This window comes from Streptomyces sp. NPDC007901 (assembly GCF_042959465.1).
Taxonomy (GTDB): Bacteria; Actinomycetota; Actinomycetes; order Streptomycetales; family Streptomycetaceae; genus Streptomyces.
On sequence record NZ_JBIBKW010000013.1, the window covers coordinates 33,390 to 52,491 of the forward strand.

The 19,102-nt window shown below is 71.8% G+C and carries 19 protein-coding genes; 5 read left to right on the forward strand and 14 right to left on the reverse strand.

Annotated elements, in window-relative coordinates; all coding sequences use genetic code 11:
• Window positions 1–100: 100 nt before the first annotated feature.
• Window positions 101–661 carry a DUF2889 domain-containing protein gene (locus ACFZDK_RS34895; RefSeq protein WP_390978160.1) on the reverse strand — a complete coding sequence of 187 codons (561 nt, stop codon included), beginning with the start codon at window positions 659–661 and terminating at the stop codon, window positions 101–103.
• Window positions 658–1,476, reverse strand: coding sequence for an enoyl-CoA hydratase-related protein (locus ACFZDK_RS34900; RefSeq protein ID WP_390978162.1), 819 nt, complete (start codon window positions 1,474–1,476; stop codon window positions 658–660). Before ACFZDK_RS34900 ends, ACFZDK_RS34895 begins: the two co-directional genes overlap by 4 nt.
• A gap of 197 nt (window positions 1,477–1,673) precedes the next feature.
• On the opposite strand from ACFZDK_RS34900, the gene ACFZDK_RS34905 reads away from it, so the two are divergent.
• Both ACFZDK_RS34905 and ACFZDK_RS34910 read left to right on the forward strand, forming a co-directional pair.
• Complete coding sequence (locus ACFZDK_RS34905) at window positions 1,674–2,474, forward strand: GntR family transcriptional regulator (protein WP_390978164.1); 801 nt, start codon at window positions 1,674–1,676, stop codon at window positions 2,472–2,474.
• 104 nt (window positions 2,475–2,578) lie between these two features.
• Window positions 2,579–3,760 (forward strand): amidohydrolase family protein, encoded by a 1,182-nt coding sequence (locus ACFZDK_RS34910; protein ID WP_390978166.1) that lies wholly within the window; start codon window positions 2,579–2,581, stop codon window positions 3,758–3,760.
• A gap of 39 nt (window positions 3,761–3,799) precedes the next feature.
• Here the strand turns inward: ACFZDK_RS34910 and ACFZDK_RS34915 are convergent, their stop codons facing one another.
• From ACFZDK_RS34915 to ACFZDK_RS34940, 6 genes are read right to left on the reverse strand one after another with little or no spacing between them, the layout of a single operon-like run.
• A complete protein-coding gene (locus ACFZDK_RS34915) occupies window positions 3,800–4,897 on the reverse strand; it encodes a serine hydrolase (protein WP_390978168.1) in 1,098 nt (365 codons plus the stop codon).
• A complete protein-coding gene (locus tag ACFZDK_RS34920; protein ID WP_390978170.1) occupies window positions 4,890–6,341 on the reverse strand; it encodes an AMP-binding protein in 1,452 nt (483 codons plus the stop codon). The genes ACFZDK_RS34915 and ACFZDK_RS34920 overlap by 8 nt, the downstream gene beginning before the upstream one ends.
• 4 nt (window positions 6,342–6,345) lie before the next feature.
• A complete protein-coding gene (locus ACFZDK_RS34925; RefSeq protein ID WP_390978172.1) occupies window positions 6,346–6,771 on the reverse strand; it encodes a MaoC/PaaZ C-terminal domain-containing protein in 426 nt (141 codons plus the stop codon).
• On the reverse strand, window positions 6,768–7,220 hold the full coding sequence (locus ACFZDK_RS34930; RefSeq protein WP_390978174.1) for a MaoC family dehydratase N-terminal domain-containing protein: 453 nt from the start codon (window positions 7,218–7,220) through the stop codon (window positions 6,768–6,770). The genes ACFZDK_RS34925 and ACFZDK_RS34930 overlap by 4 nt, the downstream gene beginning before the upstream one ends.
• 17 nt (window positions 7,221–7,237) lie before the next feature.
• A complete protein-coding gene (locus tag ACFZDK_RS34935; RefSeq protein WP_390978176.1) occupies window positions 7,238–8,086 on the reverse strand; it encodes an enoyl-CoA hydratase-related protein in 849 nt (282 codons plus the stop codon).
• Between the two features lie 4 nt (window positions 8,087–8,090).
• Complete coding sequence (locus tag ACFZDK_RS34940) at window positions 8,091–8,582, reverse strand: hotdog fold thioesterase (protein WP_390978178.1); 492 nt, start codon at window positions 8,580–8,582, stop codon at window positions 8,091–8,093.
• Window positions 8,583–8,724: 142 nt separating this feature from the next.
• Here ACFZDK_RS34940 and ACFZDK_RS34945 point away from each other — a divergent pair, with 142 nt between their 5' ends.
• The 3 genes from ACFZDK_RS34945 (at window position 8,725) to ACFZDK_RS34955 (ending at window position 11,395) form a co-directional block, all read left to right on the forward strand.
• On the forward strand, window positions 8,725–9,906 hold the full coding sequence (locus ACFZDK_RS34945) for a CoA transferase (protein WP_390978180.1): 1,182 nt from the start codon (window positions 8,725–8,727) through the stop codon (window positions 9,904–9,906).
• 127 nt (window positions 9,907–10,033) lie between these two features.
• Window positions 10,034–10,444: a hypothetical protein gene (locus ACFZDK_RS34950; protein WP_390978182.1), complete on the forward strand. Its 411-nt coding sequence runs from the start codon at window positions 10,034–10,036 to the stop codon at window positions 10,442–10,444.
• Between the two features lie 6 nt (window positions 10,445–10,450).
• Window positions 10,451–11,395, forward strand: a complete 945-nt coding sequence (locus tag ACFZDK_RS34955; protein ID WP_390978184.1) for a hypothetical protein — start codon at window positions 10,451–10,453, stop codon at window positions 11,393–11,395.
• Between the two features lie 13 nt (window positions 11,396–11,408).
• Here the strand turns inward: ACFZDK_RS34955 and ACFZDK_RS34960 are convergent, their stop codons facing one another.
• The 6 genes from ACFZDK_RS34960 to ACFZDK_RS34985 form a co-directional block, all read right to left on the reverse strand.
• Window positions 11,409–14,780 carry a CHAT domain-containing protein gene (locus ACFZDK_RS34960; protein WP_390978186.1) on the reverse strand — a complete coding sequence of 1,124 codons (3,372 nt, stop codon included), beginning with the start codon at window positions 14,778–14,780 and terminating at the stop codon, window positions 11,409–11,411.
• A gap of 5 nt (window positions 14,781–14,785) precedes the next feature.
• Window positions 14,786–15,346 (reverse strand): hypothetical protein, encoded by a 561-nt coding sequence (locus tag ACFZDK_RS34965; protein WP_390978188.1) that lies wholly within the window; start codon window positions 15,344–15,346, stop codon window positions 14,786–14,788.
• 100 nt (window positions 15,347–15,446) lie between these two features.
• Window positions 15,447–16,202, reverse strand: coding sequence for an SDR family oxidoreductase (locus tag ACFZDK_RS34970; protein WP_390978190.1), 756 nt, complete (start codon window positions 16,200–16,202; stop codon window positions 15,447–15,449).
• Window positions 16,202–16,714: a nuclear transport factor 2 family protein gene (locus ACFZDK_RS34975; RefSeq protein ID WP_390978192.1), complete on the reverse strand. Its 513-nt coding sequence runs from the start codon at window positions 16,712–16,714 to the stop codon at window positions 16,202–16,204. Before ACFZDK_RS34975 ends, ACFZDK_RS34970 begins: the two co-directional genes overlap by 1 nt.
• Window positions 16,711–17,889: an acyl-CoA dehydrogenase family protein gene (locus ACFZDK_RS34980; RefSeq protein ID WP_390978194.1), complete on the reverse strand. Its 1,179-nt coding sequence runs from the start codon at window positions 17,887–17,889 to the stop codon at window positions 16,711–16,713. Before ACFZDK_RS34980 ends, ACFZDK_RS34975 begins: the two co-directional genes overlap by 4 nt.
• 76 nt (window positions 17,890–17,965) lie before the next feature.
• The gene (locus tag ACFZDK_RS34985) at window positions 17,966–19,084 is read right to left on the reverse strand and encodes an acyl-CoA dehydrogenase family protein (protein ID WP_390978196.1); all 1,119 of its coding nucleotides are present in this window, start codon (window positions 19,082–19,084) and stop codon (window positions 17,966–17,968) included.
• Window positions 19,085–19,102 lie beyond the last annotated feature (18 nt).

The following is a 19,102-nucleotide window of genomic DNA, read 5'->3' on the forward strand; positions in this document are numbered from 1 at the left end:
CGTCAGTCGTCTGCTGCATCGTCGTGACTGGTCGCGCCCACACGGCGGTAGCCGCATATCGACACCGCCCCGCGCCCTTTATGGGGTGCTGCACTGCGCGCTACTCGAAGGTGCCGAGCTCGGGCACCGGGCGGGGACCGGTGCCCGGGCGCCAGCCCGCGTCGAGTTTGCGGAGGCCTACGCCGTCCGGGGCCCAGATGTGGCAGCTGTTCATGACCCACGCGCTGGAGCGCGGGTCGTTGGCCGACGGGTCGGGGGCGTGGCGGTTGCGGGCGGAGATGGCCGCCTGCACGACGGCCGGGCCGAGGGCGCGCGCCAGTTCGTGCAGGTGTGTGCAGCCGGAGACCCCTCGGAAGCGTTCCTGGACGGCCCGGTTGTAGCCGGCGGCGACACTCAGCCCGACCAGGCCGCCGAAGGCGGGAGCGATCAGCGGACACTCGGCGTGCGGGAAGTCCCGCATGCCCGCCGAGGCGGCCGTGATCACCATGTCGGCGAGGCGCACCCGCACCGACAGCACCATCCGGTGGACGACTCCACCCGGCGGCTCCTCCCACGGTCGCTCGTCGCGCAGTTCCGCCTCGACCGAGATCTCGCCGCGGTCCTCCTCGTAGGCGCAGAAGGCGATCGTACGGCGGTGCAGGGGGATTGCCGCGCGGGTCACGACGCGACCTCCGGAACGGCTTCTCCCAAGGCCGCGAACTCGGGCCTGCGGCGCTCGATGAAGCTGCGTACGCCCTCCCGGTAGTCCGGAGCGCGCTTGGCGGTGGCCAGCAGCGCGGCGGCGCTGTCCCGGCTCTCGGTGAAGGTGCGGGCCTGGTCGTCGGCGAGCTGGCGCTTGATGAGGGACATCGCGTACGGGCTGGCGGTGCGGGCCAGTTCCGTCGCGTAGGCGAGCGCCGAGGGGAGCAGGTCCTCCGGTGCGGACAGGCGGTTGACCAGGCCCATGGCGAGGGCCTCCGTCCCGGTGATCCGGCGCGAGGACAGCAGCAGGTCGGCGGCGTTGCCGTAGCCGACGAGCCGGGGCAGGAGCCAGGACACCCCGTCCTCGGCCACCAGACCGCGGGCACTGAATGCGGCGGCGAGCTTCGCCTCGGGCACGGTGAACCGCACGTCGCACATGACCGCCTGGTTGAAGCCGATGCCCGCGCATGCGCCGTTGATCGCCGCCACCAGGGGCTTGGGGAAGGTCATGGGCCGGGTGCGCGGCGGCAGCCGGTCCGTGGGCCAGGGGCGGGCTCCGGAGGACGCGCCGTCCAGCACGCTCATGTCCATGCCCGGGCAGAAGCTGCGGCCCGCGCCCGTGAGCACCACGGCCCGCACCGCGGGGTCCGTCTCGGCCCGGTCGAACAGCTCGTTGTAGAGCAGTTCCATCTCCAGGGTCCAGGCGTTGTGCCGCTCCGGCCGGTTCAGGGTGAGCAGCAGGACCCCGTCGTCGGTGAGCTCGGTGAGGATCACCGGGGTCGGTTTCTCGGCCATGGGGGCACTCCCGTGACATCCGTCGAGTGAACAGCGAAGCTGTAATAGCTAGATGAATCATCTATATCTCACAGAGGCCTGAAGAGGCCAGACCGCTCCCGCCGACCATCGGTCGATCCACCCTTGACCTGGTACCCTCGATGCACTAAGCAGATTCATTTTGCTATTTACCTGGCTACATACGAGGAGAGTCCACCGTGGCCGAGGCAGCCGCAGCAGAGACGCCGACCACGCCCGTCCGCGCCCCCGGCCGCATCGGACGCCAGGTACGGGTCCCGAAGACCGCCGAGCTGGTCGCCGGCCACCTGCGCCGGCAGATCGTGCGGGGCGAGCTGAAGCCGGGCGACGCGCTGCCTCCGGAGTCGGGCCTGATGGAGCAGTTCGGCATCTCGCGGCCGACCCTGCGCGAGGCGTTCCGGGTCCTGGAGTCGGAGTCGCTGATCACCGTGCGCCGTGGCGCCCACGGCGGCGCCCGGGTGAGCGCCCCGGACGCGGACGTCGCCGCCCGGTTCGCCGGACTGATCCTGGAGTACCGCGGCGCCACCCTGGGCGACCTCTACCGCGCGGCCGCCCTCATCGAGCCGCAGTGCGTCCGGCAGCTCGCCGGCAAGCACACGGCGGAGGACATCAAGCGGCTGCGGGACGCGGTCGCCGCCGAGAAGAACGTCCTGGAGGACCCGCTGGGCCTGGTCCACGCCCAGGACGCCTTCCACGCCCTGCTGGTGGACCTCACCGGCAACCAGACCCTGATCCTGCTGTGCGGCATGCTGCGCAACATCATCGACCGGGCGAACGCCTCGTACACGGCGGGCGCCGCCGACGCCGAGGCCCAGAAGGCCCAGGCCCTCAAGGGCCACCGGGCCCATGTGCGCCTGGTCGGCCTGATCGAGGCCGGCAAGACGGACGAGGCCGAGAAGCTCTGGCAGCGCCACATCACCGCCGCGGACGACGTGGTGAACGGGGCGGGCCCCAAGACCGTGCTGGAACTCATCGACTGACGCTCCCCGCGGAGTCACACCACGACACCCCCCTTGCCTACTCGAAACAGTTAGATAATTATAGGAGGCGTACCGATTAGCTCTGGGGTCCGGAGGCGACGGGCATGGCCGAACAGCGCAAGCGCATCTTCGACTGCGACCAGCACATGTACGAGGAGCGGGACTCCTTCACCCGCTACCTCCCCAAGGAGTTCCTCGGTGCGGCCGTCGCGCCGGTGACGCTGCCGGACGGGCGCGAGGTGATCCTCGCCGGGGACCGGATCGTCGTCTGCCTGGAACCGGAGTTCGGGCAGGTGTACCGGCCCGGCTCGCTCAAGGAGATGCTCAAGGCCATGTCCTCGGGCAACCCCGAGGAGACCTACCAGTTCGAGCCGATGCACGAGTCGTACCAGCACCGCGAGGCCCGGCTGCGGGTCATGGACGAGCAGGGCCTGGACCAGTCGATCATGTACCCGGGCGGCTGGGCCCTGGTCGCCGAGGAGTACGTGAAGGGCGTCGAGCCGCTCTACGCCAACTACCACTCGTTCAACCGCTACATGAACGAGGTGTGGGGCTTCGACCACCAGAGCCGCATCTACGCCCCTGCCCTGCTCTCCCTGCGCGACCTCGACCACGCGGTCAAGGAGCTGGAGTACGTCCTGGAGCAGGGCGCCCGCTTCATCCTGCTGCCCACCGGTCCGGTGTACGGCCGCTCCCCCGGCGACCCCTACTTCGATCCGTTCTGGAAGCTGGTCAACGACGCCAAGGCGAGCGTCTGCTACCACATCAGCGAGTTCTACTACAACTCGCAGGTGGCGCCCGCCTGGGGCTACGACCCGAACCCGATCCACTTCCGGATGTCGGCCTGGCAGTGGCAGAACACCTACGGCCAGCGCCCGATCGAGGAGACGCTGTCCGCGCTGATCTTCGACAACCTCTTCGGCCGCTTCCCCGACATCAACGTCCTGGTCTCCGAGTTCGGCTCCGAGTGGGTGCCGCACTTCGTCCGGCACATGGACAAGAGCCGGGGCATGGGCCGCAACGGCCCGTGGATCGGCGGCCAGTTGGACGAGCGGCCCAGCCAGGTCTTCCGCAAGCACGTGCGCGTGGTGCCCTACCCGGAGGACGACATCGTGAACGTCGTCAGGCGGCTCGGCTACCACGAGTCCATCGTGATGGGCTCCGACTTCCCGCACGCGGAGGGCCTGGCCGAGCCGGCCGACTTCCGCAAGCTCATCGCCGAGCTCGACGAGTCCGCTCAGGACGACATCATGTTCCACAACGCCCAGCAGCTCATTACCCGCTGAGCCCCGGCCACGAGAGAACCCGCCTGGCGGCGGGCCCGGTCATCGGACCAGGCCCGCCGCCAGGTTCGCGATGTCGGCGATCAGGGCGGTGCCACGCGGGGTGTGGTCGTAACCGGCCAGCGGATAGCCGTTGCTCAGACACGCGAAGGACAGGCCGGACTCCGGGTCCATGAAGCCCAGTTGGTAAGCGGCCCCGGCGCTGCCGAACAGCGCCGGCGAACCGGTGGACGGCAGGTTGCTGCCCGCGTCGGGTCCGGTCACGGTCACGAAAAGCCCCATGCTGGTACGGCGTTCGCCGCCGCCTCCGTAGATCTGCTCACCGTACGGATGCTCCGTCAGCCGGACGCGGGTGCCCTCCGCCACCGCCTCCGGCTTCCACAGGCCCGAGTGCGTGAACGCCTGGAAGAACAGAGCGACGTCGGCGGCGGTGGCGACGAGGGCGTGACTGGGCTCGCCGGCCGCCAGGACCTGCGGGTCGGACAGGTACCAGGGACCCCAGGGGTCGGGTTCCTGGTCCTCGGCCGTGCGGTCGGTGGCGAGCATCGGGGCGACGCTGCCCGGCTGCCGGTCCACCGGCACCCCGAGTTCGATCGAGGACAGGCCGAGCGGCTCCGTGATCCGTTCGCGCAGGTAGTCGGCGAAGGCCAGGCCGGTGCGCCGTTCGACGATCTCGGCGATCAGCCAGGCCGACGAGGTGAGGTGGAACTGGAAGCGGCTTCCCGGCGGGTAGTCCAGCCGCCAGCGCCCGAAGGCGGCGAGCCGCTGCGCCCGGTCGAGCATCTTGGGGTGGCCCAGCGGCGCGAAGGGGAAGCCCGCGGTATGGGTGAGCACCTGCTCGACGGTCACCGCCTCCTTCCCGTTCGGCGCGAACTCCGGGATGATCGCGGCCACTTGTTCGCCGGTGTCCAGCAGTCCGTCGCCGATCAGCTTCCAGACGGCGCCCGCGACGATCGACCGTCCGACGGACTGGAGGATGTACCGGGTGCCGGGGTCCGCGTCGCCGTAGGTCTCGAAAGCGACCAGCCGGCCGTCGTGGGCGACGGCGACCTGGGCGGAGGGCAGAGGACCGTCCTCGGCCTCCCGGCGGATCCGGCTCAGCAGGACGTCGAGTCGCTGCGGGTCGACGGCGTCAGGCACGTGATTCTCCTTCTTCGTACGGCTCCCGCAGCCGGTGGCGCAGCACCTTGCCGTTCGGGTTGCGGGGCAGCTCGGACACGAACCACCAGCGCACGGGGACCTTGTAACCGGACAGCCGGGCGCGGGTATGGGCCCTCAATTCCGCCGTGTCCGGCGGGACTTCTGGGTCGGACGGCACGACGAAGGCGACGACGGTCTGGCCGAGACGCTCGTCCGACGCGCCCGTGACGGCAGCGTCCGCGACGCCGGGATGGGCGGTCAGGACCGTCTCGACCTCCAGCGGGTGGACGTTCTCACCGCCGCGGATGATCATGTCGCTGCCCCGGCCGGACAGGTAGACGTACCCGTCGTCCGCCACCCGGCCCAGGTCGCCGCTGTGCAGCCAGCCCTCCGGGTCGACGTGGAAGAAGTGGTCGGCGCGCGCATGGATCTCGCCGATCCCGTCGGGCCCCGCGCCGTGCACCCGCAGCTCCGTGCCGGGCGCGGCCCGTCCGACGGAACGCAGGAGCTCGGTGCGTCCGGCGACGGCCTCGCGATGGTCCTCCGGCGTGAGGACGGTGATCGGCGAACCCTCGGTCTGCCCGAACATGTTGAGCATGCGGACGCCGGGCATGGCCTCGTACGTCCGCCGCAGCGTGTCGGGGCGTACGGGCGCGCCGCCGTACTGCAGGGTCCGCAGGGTCTCGTGGCGGGCCTGTCCGGCCGTGTGCAGGGTCTCCAGCATCGCCGGGACCATGCTGGTGTGGGTGATGCCGAGGTCTCGGAGCAGGGTCCAGCCCGCGACGGTGAAGCGGGGCAGGCCGGTGATCAGGGCGCCGGCGGCGAGGGCGACGGCGATGTTGCCGAGGCCGGCGATGTGGTGGAAGGGCGCGCTGCCGCCGTAGAAGCAGTCGGGGTCGAGCGCGCACAGCCGGCCGTTGACCCGTGCCCGGGCGGCAAGGCGGCGCTGCGTCATGGGGACGGGCTTGGGCCTGCCCGTCGTGCCGGAGGTGTGCAGGACGGTGGCGAGTTGCTGCGGTTCGGCGGTCAGGTCCCGTCCGCGCGGGGGCAGTTCACCGACCAGGTACAGCCGGGAACCGGAGAGACCGACCACCTGCTGGGCGAGTTCGACGAACTCGGTTTGGGCGATGAGCACTTGGGATCCCAGGGCGTCGAGTACCGCCGCGATCTCCGGCGCGGTCATGCGGACGCCGAGCGGGGCGAGCGGGTGGCCGGAGCCCGCGCCGCCGATCACCAGCGCGAGGGCGTCGGCGGAGGTGGCGACGAGCGCGGGTACCGGGGTGCCGGGGGCCAGGCCGAGCGTGTCCAGCCAGTCGGCCGCGCCGCCCGCCCGGTCGAGGAGTTCCCGGCCGCTCCAGGTGAGGTCGCCGAAGCGGACGGCGGGGCGGGCATGGTCGTAGGCGCGGCTCACCAGCCCGGTCCAGGTGTCCTGGGTGCCGGTCACCGGCTCAGGGCTCCAGGCGGGCCGCCGCGGTGCCGGTGACCACCTCGACGCCGTTCTGGTTGACGGTGCGCAGGGTGAAGTGGGCGACCGGGCCGGCCTCGGTCTCCTCGACCGACTCGACGGTGGCCGTGGCGGTCAGGGTGTCGCCGGGCCAGACCTGGGCCTTGAACCGGACGCCGTAGCGCAGCAGGGCCTCGGCGCCGACCCAGTCGGTGAGGACCCGGCCGGTCATGCCCATCGTCAGCATCCCGTGGGCGAACACGCCCGGGTAGCCCGCCGTCTCGACGGCGAACCGCTCGTCGGTGTGCAGCGGGTTGAAGTCGCCGGAGGCGCCGGCGTACTGCACGATCCGGGTGCGCTTGAGGTCGGTGACGAGGACGCTCTCGCGGATCTCGCCGACCTTGACGTCGGTGACGCTCAGGCCGGTCATCGGGCGTCCTTCCGGGTGGCGGGGCCCTCGGGCACGACGGCCACGGTGACGGCGCTGACGACGGGTTCGCCGTCGGCGTCCCGGTACTCGGTGATGCGTTCGCTGAACAGCAGCCGGCCGGTGCGGCCCTGCTTCTCCCACTCCCGGCCCAGGGCCGTGTGGGCGTAGAGGGTCTCACCGGCACGCACCGGGCGGTGGTACTCGAAGTGCTGTTCGGCGTGCAGTCCGCCCCCGCCCTCGGGCATCGTCCCGGGGCCGCCGCCCGACCCGAACCACTCCTGGTCCGGCTTGGGCCGCAGGTGGTAGTCGGGGTCGTAGTGGGCGCTCGCCATGGTGAAGGTGGGCGGCGCGAGGGCTCCCTCGCCCTGGTAGGCCGGGTTCTCGTCGCCGATGGCGCGGGCGAACATCATGATGTGCCCGGCCTCGACGGGGAACGGCTGACCTGACATCTTCGTTCTCTCCTCGGTCAGTACGGCAGGAACGCGTCGCGGGTCGCGTCCTCGGGGTCGAAGTCCGGCGGCAGCCCCTCGAACTTGGGCTCCCGCTTCTCCGTGAAGCTCGCCACGCCCTCACGGAAGTCCGGCGAGCCCGCGAAGAACTCCATGGCGGAGTAGGAGCGGGCGAGGGCGTCGGCGAAGGTGCGGTCGAGGTCGCCGTACACCTGGTGGCGTACGACGGCCATCGCGCGCGGGGAGCAGTTGCGGGCGATGTCGCGGGCGTAGGCGCGGGCGGCGTCGAGCAGGTCGTCGGGTTCGACGACGCGGCTGACCAGGCCGAGGGCCTTCGCCTCGTCGGCGTCGAAGACGCGGCCGGACAGCAGCAGGTCGAGCGCGTTCTCCACGCCGACCACGCGCGGCAGGACGTACGGCAGGTTGTACTCGCCGGCCAGGCCGCGGCGGGTGAAGGCGGTGGTGAAGCGGGCGCCCCGGGCGGCGAAGCGGACGTCGCAGATCAGGGCCTGCACCAGGCCGATGCCGGCGCAGGCGCCGTTGATCGCGGCGATCAGGGGCTTGGGCATGTCCCGTTTCACGTACATGGGCACGCGGGCGTGCAGGCCCAGGGACTGGCCGGGCCGGGAGTTCTGCTCCAGGCGCCGCATGTCCATCCCGGGACAGAAGGCCCGGCCCGCCCCCGTGATGATCACGACGCGGACGGCCGGGTTGCGTGCGGCCTCGTCCAGGAGCGCGAAGAAGCGGTTCTCCATGGGGATGCTCCACGCGTTCTTGCGCTCGGGCCGGTTGAGGGTGAGGGTGGCGACGCCGTCCTCGTCGACCTCGTACAGCACCGGATCGTTCTCGGCGAACTCGTCGGACATCGCGTCACTCCTCCGTGAGCGGTTCGATGGGGTCGCCGACGCCCGGCCGTTCCCCGGAGATGGTCACCACCACCTGGCCCCGGGCGCAGACGCGGCCGTCGGTGATCACGTCGACGTCGGCGAAGTGCACCCGCCCGCCGCGCCGGACGCAGCGGGCGTGGGCGACGGCCTCCGCGCCCCGGGCGGGCGCGAGGTACTGCACGGACATCGACACGGTGCTGAGCCGGCTCCCCTTGCTGAAGTCGTGCCCGGCGATGACGGCGCCCGCTCCGGCGGTGTCGATGAGCGCGGAGATCACCCCGCCGTGGAAGACGCCCTCGTGGGCGGAGAGTTCCTCGGCGTAGGGCAGCAGCATCTCGACGCCGTCCGGGTCCCAGCGCACGATGCGCATCCGGCAGCGCCGGTTGAAGGCGACCCCGCGCTCCCAGCGGACGCGGAACCACTCCCGGCGTTCCCGCTGTTCCTGGTCGGTGAGGGCCCTCGCAGCGACGGTCATGCGCTCGCCTCCGGTCTCGACCCGACGATCGGTCGATATAGTTACATGATTTGGCTAGTTAGGCAATCACAGTGACACCACACCCAGGCACTCGTATGTATTATTTATATAACTCATTCATCTGTGTCGAGGAGGCCCCGCGATGCCGTCGACCGCCCTGGCCGGAATCCGCGTGCTCGACCTGTCCCGCATCCTCGCCGCTCCCCTCGCCACCCAGCTCCTCGCCGACCTGGGCGCCGAGGTCATCAAGGTCGAGCGGCCCGGCACGGGCGACGACTCACGCACGTACGGGCCGCCGTTCGCCCCCGGGACGGACACCGCGGCCTTCTACCTCTCCTGCAACCGCAACAAGCGGTCGGTCACCGTCAATCACGCCGCCTCCGAAGGACAGGCGATCCTCCGCACGCTCGCGGCCCGCTCCGACGTCCTCGTGGAGAACTTCCGCGCCGGGACCCTCGCCAAGTACGGCCTCGACCACGAGAGCCTGCGCGAGATGAACCCGCGGCTGGTCTACCTGTCCGTCACCGGCTTCGGCCAGAGCGGGCCCTACGCCGAGCGGCCCGGATACGACGGCATCTTCCAGGCCATGTCCGGCCTGATGAGCGTCTCCGGGCACCCCGACGAACCGATGAAGGTCGGCATCAGCATGGTCGACATCCTCACCGGGCTCTACGCCGCCACGGCGGTCCTGGCGGCCCTGCGGCACCGGGACCTCACCGGGGAGGGCCAGTTCATCGACCTCTCCCTGCTGGACTGCGGGCTGGCCTCGCTGTCGCACTTCGCGATGAACTACCTGGTCTCCGGCGAGGTCCCGGAGCGGCGCGGCAACGGCGGCTACGGTGGGATCCCGTCCCAGGCGTTCATGTGCCAGGACCGGCCGCTGTTCCTCGTCGCGGGCAACGACAAGCAGTTCGCCGCCTTCTGCGCGGCGGCCGACCGCACCGACCTCCTCCAGGACCCCCGGTTCGCCACGACCTCCGCCCGGATCGAGTACCGCAAGGAGATCCTCCCGGTGCTCCAGGACATCCTGCGCACCCGGCCCCGCGACGAGTGGCTGGCCGTACTCGACGCCCACGACGTGCCCGCGGGCCCCTACAACGAACTGCCCGAGGTCTTCGCCGACCCACAGATCCGACACCGAGGCATGCTGGCCGAGGCGGCAGGACTCCCTGTCCTCGCCAACCCGATCCGGCTCTCGGCGACCCCGGTGGAGGTCTACACCCCGCCGCCGGAGCTGGGCGAGCACACCGCCGAAGTCCTGGGCGAGCTGGCGGGGGTGACGGAGAGCCAACTCCACGGTCTGCGGGCCCGGGGAGTCGTCTGAGGTCACCGCGGGTGTGCGCCGCCGTTTCCCGCGTGCCCGGGGAACCGGCGATCGCCCCACACGGCACGACGGCAACTGCCACACTTGCGTCGGGCACGTAGACGGTTCCGACCGGGGGAGGCGGAGCATGGACCACGACCGCTCATGGGCGGCACTCGCCAGGGACGTACTCGGGATGCTGCCGGCGCTCGTCGGCGCGGACGCTCCCCGGATCACGGCGGACATCCATCGCCTGCTCGCCGCCTCGTCCCGCCCCGGCGGAGCCGAGGAACTGCGCCGGGCCCTGTACGCCGACGTCCGGGTCCGCACCTGGATCCAGTCGCGTCCCGGCCGGGACCAGGAACGGAACACATCTCCGGGCAACAGCGGGTACCAAGGGCTCGCGGGTTCAGGGTTCGCCGCCGCCGTGCCGGCCCCGCGGTACGTGTGCAAGACCCCCGGGTGCACGAGCACCGACTCCTGGATACGCGGGTTCATGGGCGACCCGGTGCCCCGCTGTTCCGTGTGCACCCGCGTGCTCAGCCGTGAGACACCGTGAGGCGAGGTGCCGACCTTCTGGAGCGCGGCCGCCGGCAAACTCGTCGAACGCTGGCTGGTCACGGGGCTGGCCGCGGCGGTGTACTGGCTGCTCATGCTGCTCGCGTGGGCCGGTGGACAGTCGCACCCGAGACAGGCCCTCGCGGACCGGCTCGACACCGTGGGAACGATGCACCCCGGCGAACAGATCACGCTGCTGCTGGTGGCACTGATCGCGCTCGCCGGATCCGGTGCGCTCATGCGGCAGCTGACGCTTCCCGCCCTGCGCCTCATGGAGGGGTACTGGCCCGGGTTCCTGTCCGGGGTGAGCGGGTGGCTGCGACAGCGGCACAACAGGCGCCGTGCCGCCGATGCCGCCGCGTGGAGGCCGCTCCAGACGCGTCTTGAGGGAGGTCCGTCGGCCGCCGGCCAGCCTCCGCTCAGCGCCCAGGAACGCGCCGACCACGCCAGGCTGGAGGCCCGGCTGCGCTGGAGCCCGCGCGACCCGGCGCTGGCCATGCCGACGCGCGTCGGCAACATTCTGCGCTCCGCGGAGGCCGAGCCGCAGCACAAGTACGGCCTGGACGCGGTGATCCTGTGGCCGCATCTGTGGACCCTGCTCCCCGAGACCCTCCAACGGGATCTCGCCGTCGCCCGGAACCGGCTGGACGCCACGGTCGCGGCCGGACTGTGGGCGGTGCTCGTCCTGCCCGCGGTGTACTGGACGCCGTGGGCGCTGTCCGCCCTGCTCTTCGTCGTCGGTGCCTGGGGATGGTGGCTCCCGCGTGCCTGCCAGGACTACGCGGTCCTGTTGCAGGTTGCCTTCGACCTGCACCGTCAGCAGCTGTACCGCGTGCTGCGTCATCCGCTCCCCGCGAACGCGGCGGACGAACCGCTCGCCGGCCTACGGCTGACGGCCCACGTGTACCGCGGCTCCGACGACCCCACGCTGGTGTTCGACCCGGGCAGCTGAGCCGGACACGGGCCTATGGCCCGAAGTGCACGAAGGGCGCCCACGCGTACGGCTGGGGATGGGATCGGCGTGTCTCCCGGACCGCGAGGTGCAGACCGAGCGCGGGGTCGAAGGCACTGCCGTGCAGGGCCGCCAGCCGGTGGAACTCCGTCGCCACGGCCGCGGAGACGCCGTCGCGTACGGTCCACCGGGTGCCGACGACGTGCGGGAAACCCACGGCCTGCAGCAGCCCGGCCAGATGCGTGTGCTCGTCCGCCAGCGCGAGGTGGCCCACCGCGGTCTGGCAGGCCGACAGGAAGGCGAGCTGCGCCTTGTCCAGGGACAGATCTCCCAGGTCGGACAGTCCGAGGCGGCGGCCGCTGGACGCGTAGTCGTGGGGCACCAGACTCGCGCTGTCGGCGATCTCGATGTTCTGGGTGCCGTGTCCGGCGAAGTGGAACCATGCGTGCCGCGGGATCTCCCGGAGGATCCGCTCCTTCGTGGCCTGGGCGCCGAACAGCACGGTGCAGCCGGGGCGGTGTCCTTTGATCCCGGCGACCTCGCCCGGTACCTGGGGCAGGGCGGCGGTGCCAGGGGTTTGCGGTGCCACCACGAGAAGGCCCCCGGCGCCCCCTCGCACGGCGTCGGCCCGCCGGGCGGCCGTGGCCAGAGCGCGCAGGGTGGGAGCGTACGAGGAGACCACGCGGTCGATGGCGCCCGCGCCCGTCGACCCGTCGTACATCGAGCGGTGCTCGCCCGCCGCGTGCAGCGGCAGGAAGGACATCAGGCCGGTCGGGCACCACCAGATCCTCGGCCAGGGCGTGCCCGCGGCCGGCGGCCCGGTCAGACCGAGGGCGTCGAGCACCGGACGTACGGTGGTGTTCCACAGCCAGCGCAGAACGCCCGGAACCGCGACATGCTGGGCCTTGTACAGATCCTCGGGCGGGCACGCGGGATCCTGGGCGCGCTGGACGCCCCAGAGGAAGGTGCCGGTCTGGCGGACGAGCGTGGCGTGGTCGAGTCTCGGCAGCGGGACGACCGTGACCGCCCCGTCCCGCACGAGCAGCGCGTCGCACCGGAGTCTGCCGGTGTTCACGACGACCACGGTGCGGCCGTCCGCGGCGGCGGCCCACGAGGCGGGCGACGGGTCGTCGGGCGGGGCGGGGAGCAGGAGGCCGCGGCCCTTCTCCAGCAGTTCGAGCGCGCGTAAGGGGTCGCCGGCGCCCAGGGCGCCGGCGGCGGCGTCCGCGGCAAGACCGAAGAAGGCACCGATGTGGCGTTCCCGCGCGTCCCGGCCGCTCCGCGGCGCCGCGGCGCCGGCCAGCAGCTCGATTCCCCATGCGTATGCGCGCTCGGCGGCGGCCCAGTCACCGGTAGTGGCGTGCAGGCGCCCCAGCTGCGCGGCGGCGGAGGCCCGGCTGATGGGCGTGTGGCCGTCGGCGGCCTCGACGACCGAGCGCAGTAAGGCGACGGCCTCCGCGTGCGGGCCGGGCCGGCCGTCGGCGGCGGCCCGCAGGGCGAGGCAACGTGCCAACGCGCAGGCGACGGTCGCATAGGTATGCCGACCGGGGGACTCCCGGCCGTACGCGGCCCGTAGCAGGTCCTCCGCCTCAGCGAGGTGGTCGTCCGTGCCCGGCTCGTTCCCGCCAGGCTGCTCGTGCTCCTGCAGCAGGGTCAACGCCAGGTTGAACGAAGCGAGTTCGTCGGTCTGGCTGTTCGCCGGCGCCGAGGCCATGATCTCCCTGAAGATGCGGCGCGCCTTGCGAAGGGCCTGCGGGCGGTCGCCGCCGTCGTGGCCGCGGACGACCAGGGCGAGGTTGTTGAGCGCGAGTTGCTGGTCCGGCCCGGGCGGCAGGGCTTCGACTGCCGCGTCCAGCACGGCCATGGTCTCGGCGTACGCCCGGCTCCGGCGGTCGGTTCCGATGACGAGGGCGGCCTGGAGCATCAGCCCGTTGCCGAGGTGGAGCAGGGTGATACCGCGCATTCTGCTGCCCGGCGGTGACATTTCCTCCGCCTGCCGGAGCTGTTCGACGGCCTCGGTCAGGTCGGTGGGGTCGCCGGTCAGCTCGTAGCGTGCGATCAGGATGCGTCCCAGGCTGTTCAGCAGATCGGGGACGACCGTGCCGGTCACGGACGCGCCGTCGATGGCCTGGCGGGCGTGTTCGAGGGCCTGTTGCAGGACGGACTCGTCGCCGGTGGCGAGGTGGCGCTCGTAGAGCGTGTCCGCGAGGTCGCTCTGGTGGGCGGTGCGACCGGAGTGGCCCGCCGGCAACGTCCCGACGGCGGCGGCGAGGGCGTCCTGCGCGGCGTCGAGGTCGGCGGTGGTCCCGGTGTGCCGGGCACGCAGCATGAGCAGTCTGCCGTAGGCCGCGAGGACCGCCTCGCGGCCGTCCTGCTCGGGGATCCCGGTGACCGCGATGCGTGCGCTGTCGATCGCCTCGTCGAGCACGTCGAGGTCGTGCCCGTACACGTAGTGGTCGGCGAGGACGTTCGCCGCGGTCGAGTGGACATAGGGCGCCGCGGCACTCCACGGCAGCAGCGCACGGATCGCCTCCCGGCATGCGGCCGCCGCCTCCGGCAGGCGGTTGTCCACCCCGGCGGAGGTACGGGTACGGAGGATGTCCGCGCGCTGGGTCAGCAGCCGGGTGCGCTGCGGATCGCCGGCCACGACCCTGCGCAGCGCCTCCGCGTTCGCCTCCTCCGCTGCCTCCAGGTCCCGGAGGTCGCCCGTCGCGTCGTAACGGTCGAGGTGGGCGGTGCAGAGGTTGTGGGCATGCGTGTGGCCGAACAGGTCCTCGGCGGGAGCGGTCGCCACGGCCTCCGTGAGGACCGCGACCGCCTTGTCCAGGCGCCACAGCTCCCCGGGATCGAAGGCGTACCTGCGCCGAAGCGCGGTGCCGAGCAGACCGAGGGCGTCGTGTCGTCGCGTCCCGTTCCGGGGCCACTCTTCGAGCGCCCGGGTGAGCAGCTCGGCCGCCTGGTCGAGCGGGACGGGGCCGGCGGACGCCCCGCTCTCCATCAGTTGCTCGGCGTCGGCCACTGTCCGCGACACGCGGAGGATGGCGTCGTGCGCGGGGGCGTCCAGCATGGCGAGTAGGTGCGCGACGTGCGTGGGAACCTCTCGCGGCAGCACGCGGGCGACCTTGCCGAACAGAGTGAGGGCCAACTGTGCGTCCTCGCCGGCGACTTCCTCGACGGCGAGGGCTCGGTACTCGTAGAGCCAGGCGACCGCGACGACGCCCTCGGGGGTGGGTCGCTCGGAAACGGCCCGTGCGGCCTCCGCTGTCGCCTCCTCGGTGAGGACGGCTGCCGTCTCCCCCGCACGGAACCGCACCAGCCGCTCGTGTACCCGGGCGAGCGCCGTGACGGGATCGAGCACCCCGTCGTGCCCGGAAGGATCGGACATGGCGTTCAGTCCTTCATCTCCCAGATTCCGAAGGGCAGTTCGTCCCCGAACCGCCATAACCTGCTGTCCGGTCCGGTCAGCTTCTGCTCCAGTTCGGGCATCCAGTCGCGCAGCGCCTGATGCGTCGACGGGCGCCACGCCCACAGGAAGTCGATCATGTCGTCGGTGACCAGCTCCAGCTTCTGGTCGTCACCGCCGCCCCCGCGGAAGCGGTTCATGAAGCGTTCCTGCGCCGCCGCGTCACCCGTCTGCTGGAACCACATGACGGCGTTCAAGGACAGCATCTGGCTCACGTACTCGACCAGTGCGAGCAGGTTCTGCGGAGTCGGCTCCTTCCCCACCGCGAACAGCACCCCGTGGTAGAAGTCGGGGAACAGCGGAGGGATGTCGCGGGGCGCGGTCCCGCGCGGCGCGACGGCGGGCTCGAACTCCTCTTCGTCGATGTCCGGGTAGTAGTGCCCCGCGGTCTGCCGATGGTGTCCCGGTGCCGACGACACCATCTTGCGCACGACGGTCACCACGAGCCACACCAGACCGATGACAACGAGCAGCACAAGGAAATCCATCGCCTGTCCCCCTGATGCGACGAATACGGTTCACTCACTATGAGGCACTACGTCCCCATGACGTACACCACTTCGACGTAATTGCCCCCACTCTCGGGAATCACCCGAGCAGCGTGCGCCCGCCCTCCAGCATCAGGGTCGCCCCGGTCAGATATGCCATGTCATCACTGGCCAGTGCGGCCACCGCGCGGCCGATGTCCTGCTCCGGGTCGCCCATACGTCCCAGCGGGATGCCGGCCAGTACGCGTTCGGCCTTGTCGGGGTGCGCGGCGAGGAAGTCCTGCGCCGCCGGGCTCAGGGCGGCAGGGCAGACGACGTTCACCCGGATTCCGTAGGGGCCCCACTCCCGGGCGGCCACCCGGCTCAGCCCTCGGATCGCCTCCTTGGCCATCGCGTAGGCGGCGAAGGTCGCCTCGCCCTGCACCGCGGCCGAGGAGCCCAGGTTCACCACGCTGCCCCGGCTGACCTTCAGGTGGGGCAGCGCGGCCTGCATGGCGTGGAAGGTGGCCAACGGGCCGCTGCGGTAGGTCAGTTCCAGATCGTCGTACGAGGTCTCGGCCAGGGGGCGTTGTACGGAGCTCTGCGCGTTGTTGACGAGTACGTGCAGGCCGCCGAACTCCCGTACCGTCTCGGCGACCATGTGCTCGACGTCGTCGCGCTCGCCGACGTCCCCGACCACGGTACGGACCCGCCCGCCGCGCTCGGCGATCTCCCCGGCGGTGCCCTTCAGTGTGCTCTCGGTGCGACCGCTGATCACCACCGCCGCGCCCTCCGCGGCCAGTGCCAGCGCGATGCCCCGGCCGACCCCCTGCCCGCCGCCGGTGACCAGCGCGGTCCTGCCTGCCAGCCGTGCCATCACGTCTCCTTCCAGAAGGCCGCCCAGGAGGGGAAGGCCTCCGGCAGAGCCGGACGTCCGGCGCCCTGCCAGCCCTCGAAGCCGACCGCCTGCGGGCGCTCGGTCACGTCCGCCGCGTACCAGTGCTGCTCGCGGCGCCGGGAGAAGTACCACTCGCCGTCCACGCGCGCGTAGTCGTCGAGGTAACGGATGGCCATGACGATCCACCGCTTCCCCACCTCGTGCTCGGCCCGGCAGTACACGGAGCCGGTGGCGGTGTCCCGGCCGGTGAACTCGACGCGGTGACCGCAGATCTGGTGGACCGAGCGGTGGAAGCCCCGGACCAGCGGCTCGATGTACGACCGCAGGGCGTCCCGCCCCCGGCCGTGGCGCCCCATGTCGACGTCGGGGCGGAAGCAGCCCACCCAGGCGTCGAGGTCGCGTCCGTCCACGGCGAGGGCGTAGCGGACGGGGAGTTGCTGGATCGCGAGGTGGGACTCGATGCGGTCGAGGCGGTCCTCCGGGGTGCTCATGGGCGTGGTTCCTTCGGCAGACCGAGCACCTGTTCACCGATGATGTTGCGCTGGATCTCGCTCGACCCGCCGTAGATCGTCTCCGCGAGCGAGAGCAGGAAGGAGCGCTGGCGCGCGTCCAGGCCGTAGTCCGCGCCGACGATCTGGCCGGCCGGACCGGCCAACTCCATGGCCAGGTGGCCGAGTTCCTGGTGGCGGGTGGAGGCGTAGAGCTTGGCGGTGGTGGCCTGGGCGCCCGGGGTGCGGCCCGCGACGAGTTCGGCGACGGTGCGCAGGTTGGTGGTGCGCATGATGCGGACCGAGATCCAGGCGTCCACGATCCGGCGGCGCAGCATGGGGTCGTCCAGCGCGCCCCGCTCACGGGCCAGGTCGATCAGCGCCTCGGCCTCCCGCTCGAAGGTGAGCTGCTGGGGCAGCAGGGTGGCGCCGCGCTCGATGCCGAGCGTGGCCATGGCGGTGCGCCAGCCCTGGCCGACCTCGCCGACGACCAGGTCCGCGCCGGTGCGCGCGCCGGACAGGAACACCTCGGCGAACTCCTCCTGGCCGGCCAGGTTGCGGATGGGCCGGATCTCCACGCCCGGCTGGTCGGCCGGGACGAGCAGCATGGTCAGGCCCTTGTGGCGGCGGGAGTCCGGGTCGGTGCGGGTGAGGACGTACAGCCAGTCGGCGTGCACGCCGAAGGACGTCCACACCTTCTGCCCGTCGACCACCCACTCCTCGCCGTCACGCTCGGCCCGGGTGCGCACGGACGCCAGATCGGAACCAGCGCCGGGTTCGCTGAAGCCCTGGCCCCACAGTTCCTCGACGGCGAGGATCGGGGGCAGGAAGCGCTTCTTCTGGTCCTCGGTGCCGGCCTGGAGCAGCATCGGGCCGAGCAGGTCGAGGGCGTTGCCGGTGGCCCGGTAGGGGGCGTCGGCGCGCGCGTACTCGTACTCGAAGACGATCTCCTCGAGGAGGCCGAGCCCTCGGCCGCCGTACTCCCGCGGCCAGCCGACGCCCAGCCAGTTGCCGGCGGACAGCTCGCGGTCCCAGGCGAGCCGGACCTCCCAGGCCGCGCCGTCCACGGGGCCGCCCACGCCCCGGTGTGCGGCGAACTCCCCCACGAGGTGGTCCGCCAGCCAGTCCCGCAGTTCGTCGCGGAAGTCGCGCACGGCGGGCCCGAAGTCCATCTCCATGCCAGCTCCTTTGCCGGTGATCGGATGCCAGTGATCAGGTGCCGACCATCAGATGCCAGTGATCGGGTGTCGGTGCTCAGATGCCGAGGCGGCTGGCGAGCAGTTCCCGGTGGTAGGACGGCGGGCCGAGCAGCGTCTCGGAGCTCTTGGCCCGCTTGAAGTACAGGTGGGCGGGGTGCTCCCAGGTGAAGCCGATGCCGCCGTGGACCTGGATCGCGTCGCCGGCGACCCGGGTGAACGCCTCCGAGCAGAAGGCCTGGGCCAGGGCCGCCGAGACGGCGGTCCCGGTCTCGTCCCCGGCGTCCAGCGCCCACAGTCCGGCGTAGCAGGCCGAGCGGGCCGCCTCGATCTCCACGAGCATGTCGGCGCACTTGTGCTTGATCCCCTGGAAGGTTCCGATGGGCCGCCCGTACTGCTCGCGGATCTTCGCGTAGGCCACGGCCGAGTCCAGCGCGGCGGCGGCTCCCCCGACCTGTTCGGCGGCCAGCAGTACGGCGGCGGTGGCGAGGGTGCGCTCCAGGACCGGCCACGCGGTGCCCTCGGCGCCGAGCAGCCGGGCGGGGGTGTCGGCGAGCTCCACGCGGGCCTGTTTTCGGGTCTCGTCGAGAGTGGCGAGGGGGGTGCGGGTCAGGCCCGGCGCGCCCGCGTCGACGGCGAAGAGGCTGATGCCGCCGGGGGTGCGGGCGGCGACCAGCAGCAGGTCGGCGCTGTGGCCGTCGGGGACGTAGGTCTTCGTCCCGGTCAGTCGCCAGCCGGTGGCGGTCTCCTGGGCGGGGAGGCGGATGCCGGGAGCGTCCCAGCGGCCGTTCTCCTCGGTGAGCGCCAGGGTGGCCACGGTGTCGCCGCCGGCGATGCCGGGCAGCAGGTCGCGCCGGGCCCGTTCGTCGGGGCAGCGCAGGAGTGCCTCGGCGGCGAGGGCGACGGTGGCGTACAGGGGCGCGCAGAGCAGCGCGCGGCCCGCTTCCTCGAAGACGACGCCAAGGTCGACGTAGCCGAAGCCGGAGCCGCCGTACTCCTCGGGGACGGCGAGGCCCTGCACGCCGAGTTCGCCGGCCAGTCGCCGCCAGACGGCCGGGTCGTGGCCGTGCGGGTCGGCGGCCAGCCGGCGCACGGCCGCCTCGTCGGAGTGCCTGGCCAGGAACGAGCGGACGACCGTGCGCAGTTCGTTCTGTTCGTCGCTGAAGGTGAGATCCATGCTTGTCGCGCACCTCTC

What these genes read in the sequence shown, in the direction of transcription:
- ACFZDK_RS34950 (WP_390978182.1), top strand. Translation starts at nt 10,034, where the DNA reads ATGGACCACGACCGCTCATGGGCGGCACTCGCCAGGGACGTACTCGGG.
- ACFZDK_RS34925 (WP_390978172.1), bottom strand. Translation starts at nt 6,771, where the DNA reads ATGACCGGCCTGAGCGTCACCGACGTCAAGGTCGGCGAGATCCGCGAG.
- ACFZDK_RS34980 (WP_390978194.1), bottom strand. Translation starts at nt 17,889, where the DNA reads ATGGAGATGGACTTCGGGCCCGCCGTGCGCGACTTCCGCGACGAACTG.
- ACFZDK_RS34910 (WP_390978166.1), top strand. Translation starts at nt 2,579, where the DNA reads ATGGCCGAACAGCGCAAGCGCATCTTCGACTGCGACCAGCACATGTAC.
- ACFZDK_RS34945 (WP_390978180.1), top strand. Translation starts at nt 8,725, where the DNA reads ATGCCGTCGACCGCCCTGGCCGGAATCCGCGTGCTCGACCTGTCCCGC.
- ACFZDK_RS34960 (WP_390978186.1), bottom strand. Translation starts at nt 14,780, where the DNA reads ATGTCCGATCCTTCCGGGCACGACGGGGTGCTCGATCCCGTCACGGCG.
- ACFZDK_RS34975 (WP_390978192.1), bottom strand. Translation starts at nt 16,714, where the DNA reads ATGAGCACCCCGGAGGACCGCCTCGACCGCATCGAGTCCCACCTCGCG.
- ACFZDK_RS34965 (WP_390978188.1), bottom strand. Translation starts at nt 15,346, where the DNA reads ATGGATTTCCTTGTGCTGCTCGTTGTCATCGGTCTGGTGTGGCTCGTG.
- ACFZDK_RS34985 (WP_390978196.1), bottom strand. Translation starts at nt 19,084, where the DNA reads ATGGATCTCACCTTCAGCGACGAACAGAACGAACTGCGCACGGTCGTC.
- ACFZDK_RS34970 (WP_390978190.1), bottom strand. Translation starts at nt 16,202, where the DNA reads ATGGCACGGCTGGCAGGCAGGACCGCGCTGGTCACCGGCGGCGGGCAG.
- ACFZDK_RS34935 (WP_390978176.1), bottom strand. Translation starts at nt 8,086, where the DNA reads ATGTCCGACGAGTTCGCCGAGAACGATCCGGTGCTGTACGAGGTCGAC.
- ACFZDK_RS34940 (WP_390978178.1), bottom strand. Translation starts at nt 8,582, where the DNA reads ATGACCGTCGCTGCGAGGGCCCTCACCGACCAGGAACAGCGGGAACGC.
- ACFZDK_RS34900 (WP_390978162.1), bottom strand. Translation starts at nt 1,476, where the DNA reads ATGGCCGAGAAACCGACCCCGGTGATCCTCACCGAGCTCACCGACGAC.
- ACFZDK_RS34930 (WP_390978174.1), bottom strand. Translation starts at nt 7,220, where the DNA reads ATGTCAGGTCAGCCGTTCCCCGTCGAGGCCGGGCACATCATGATGTTC.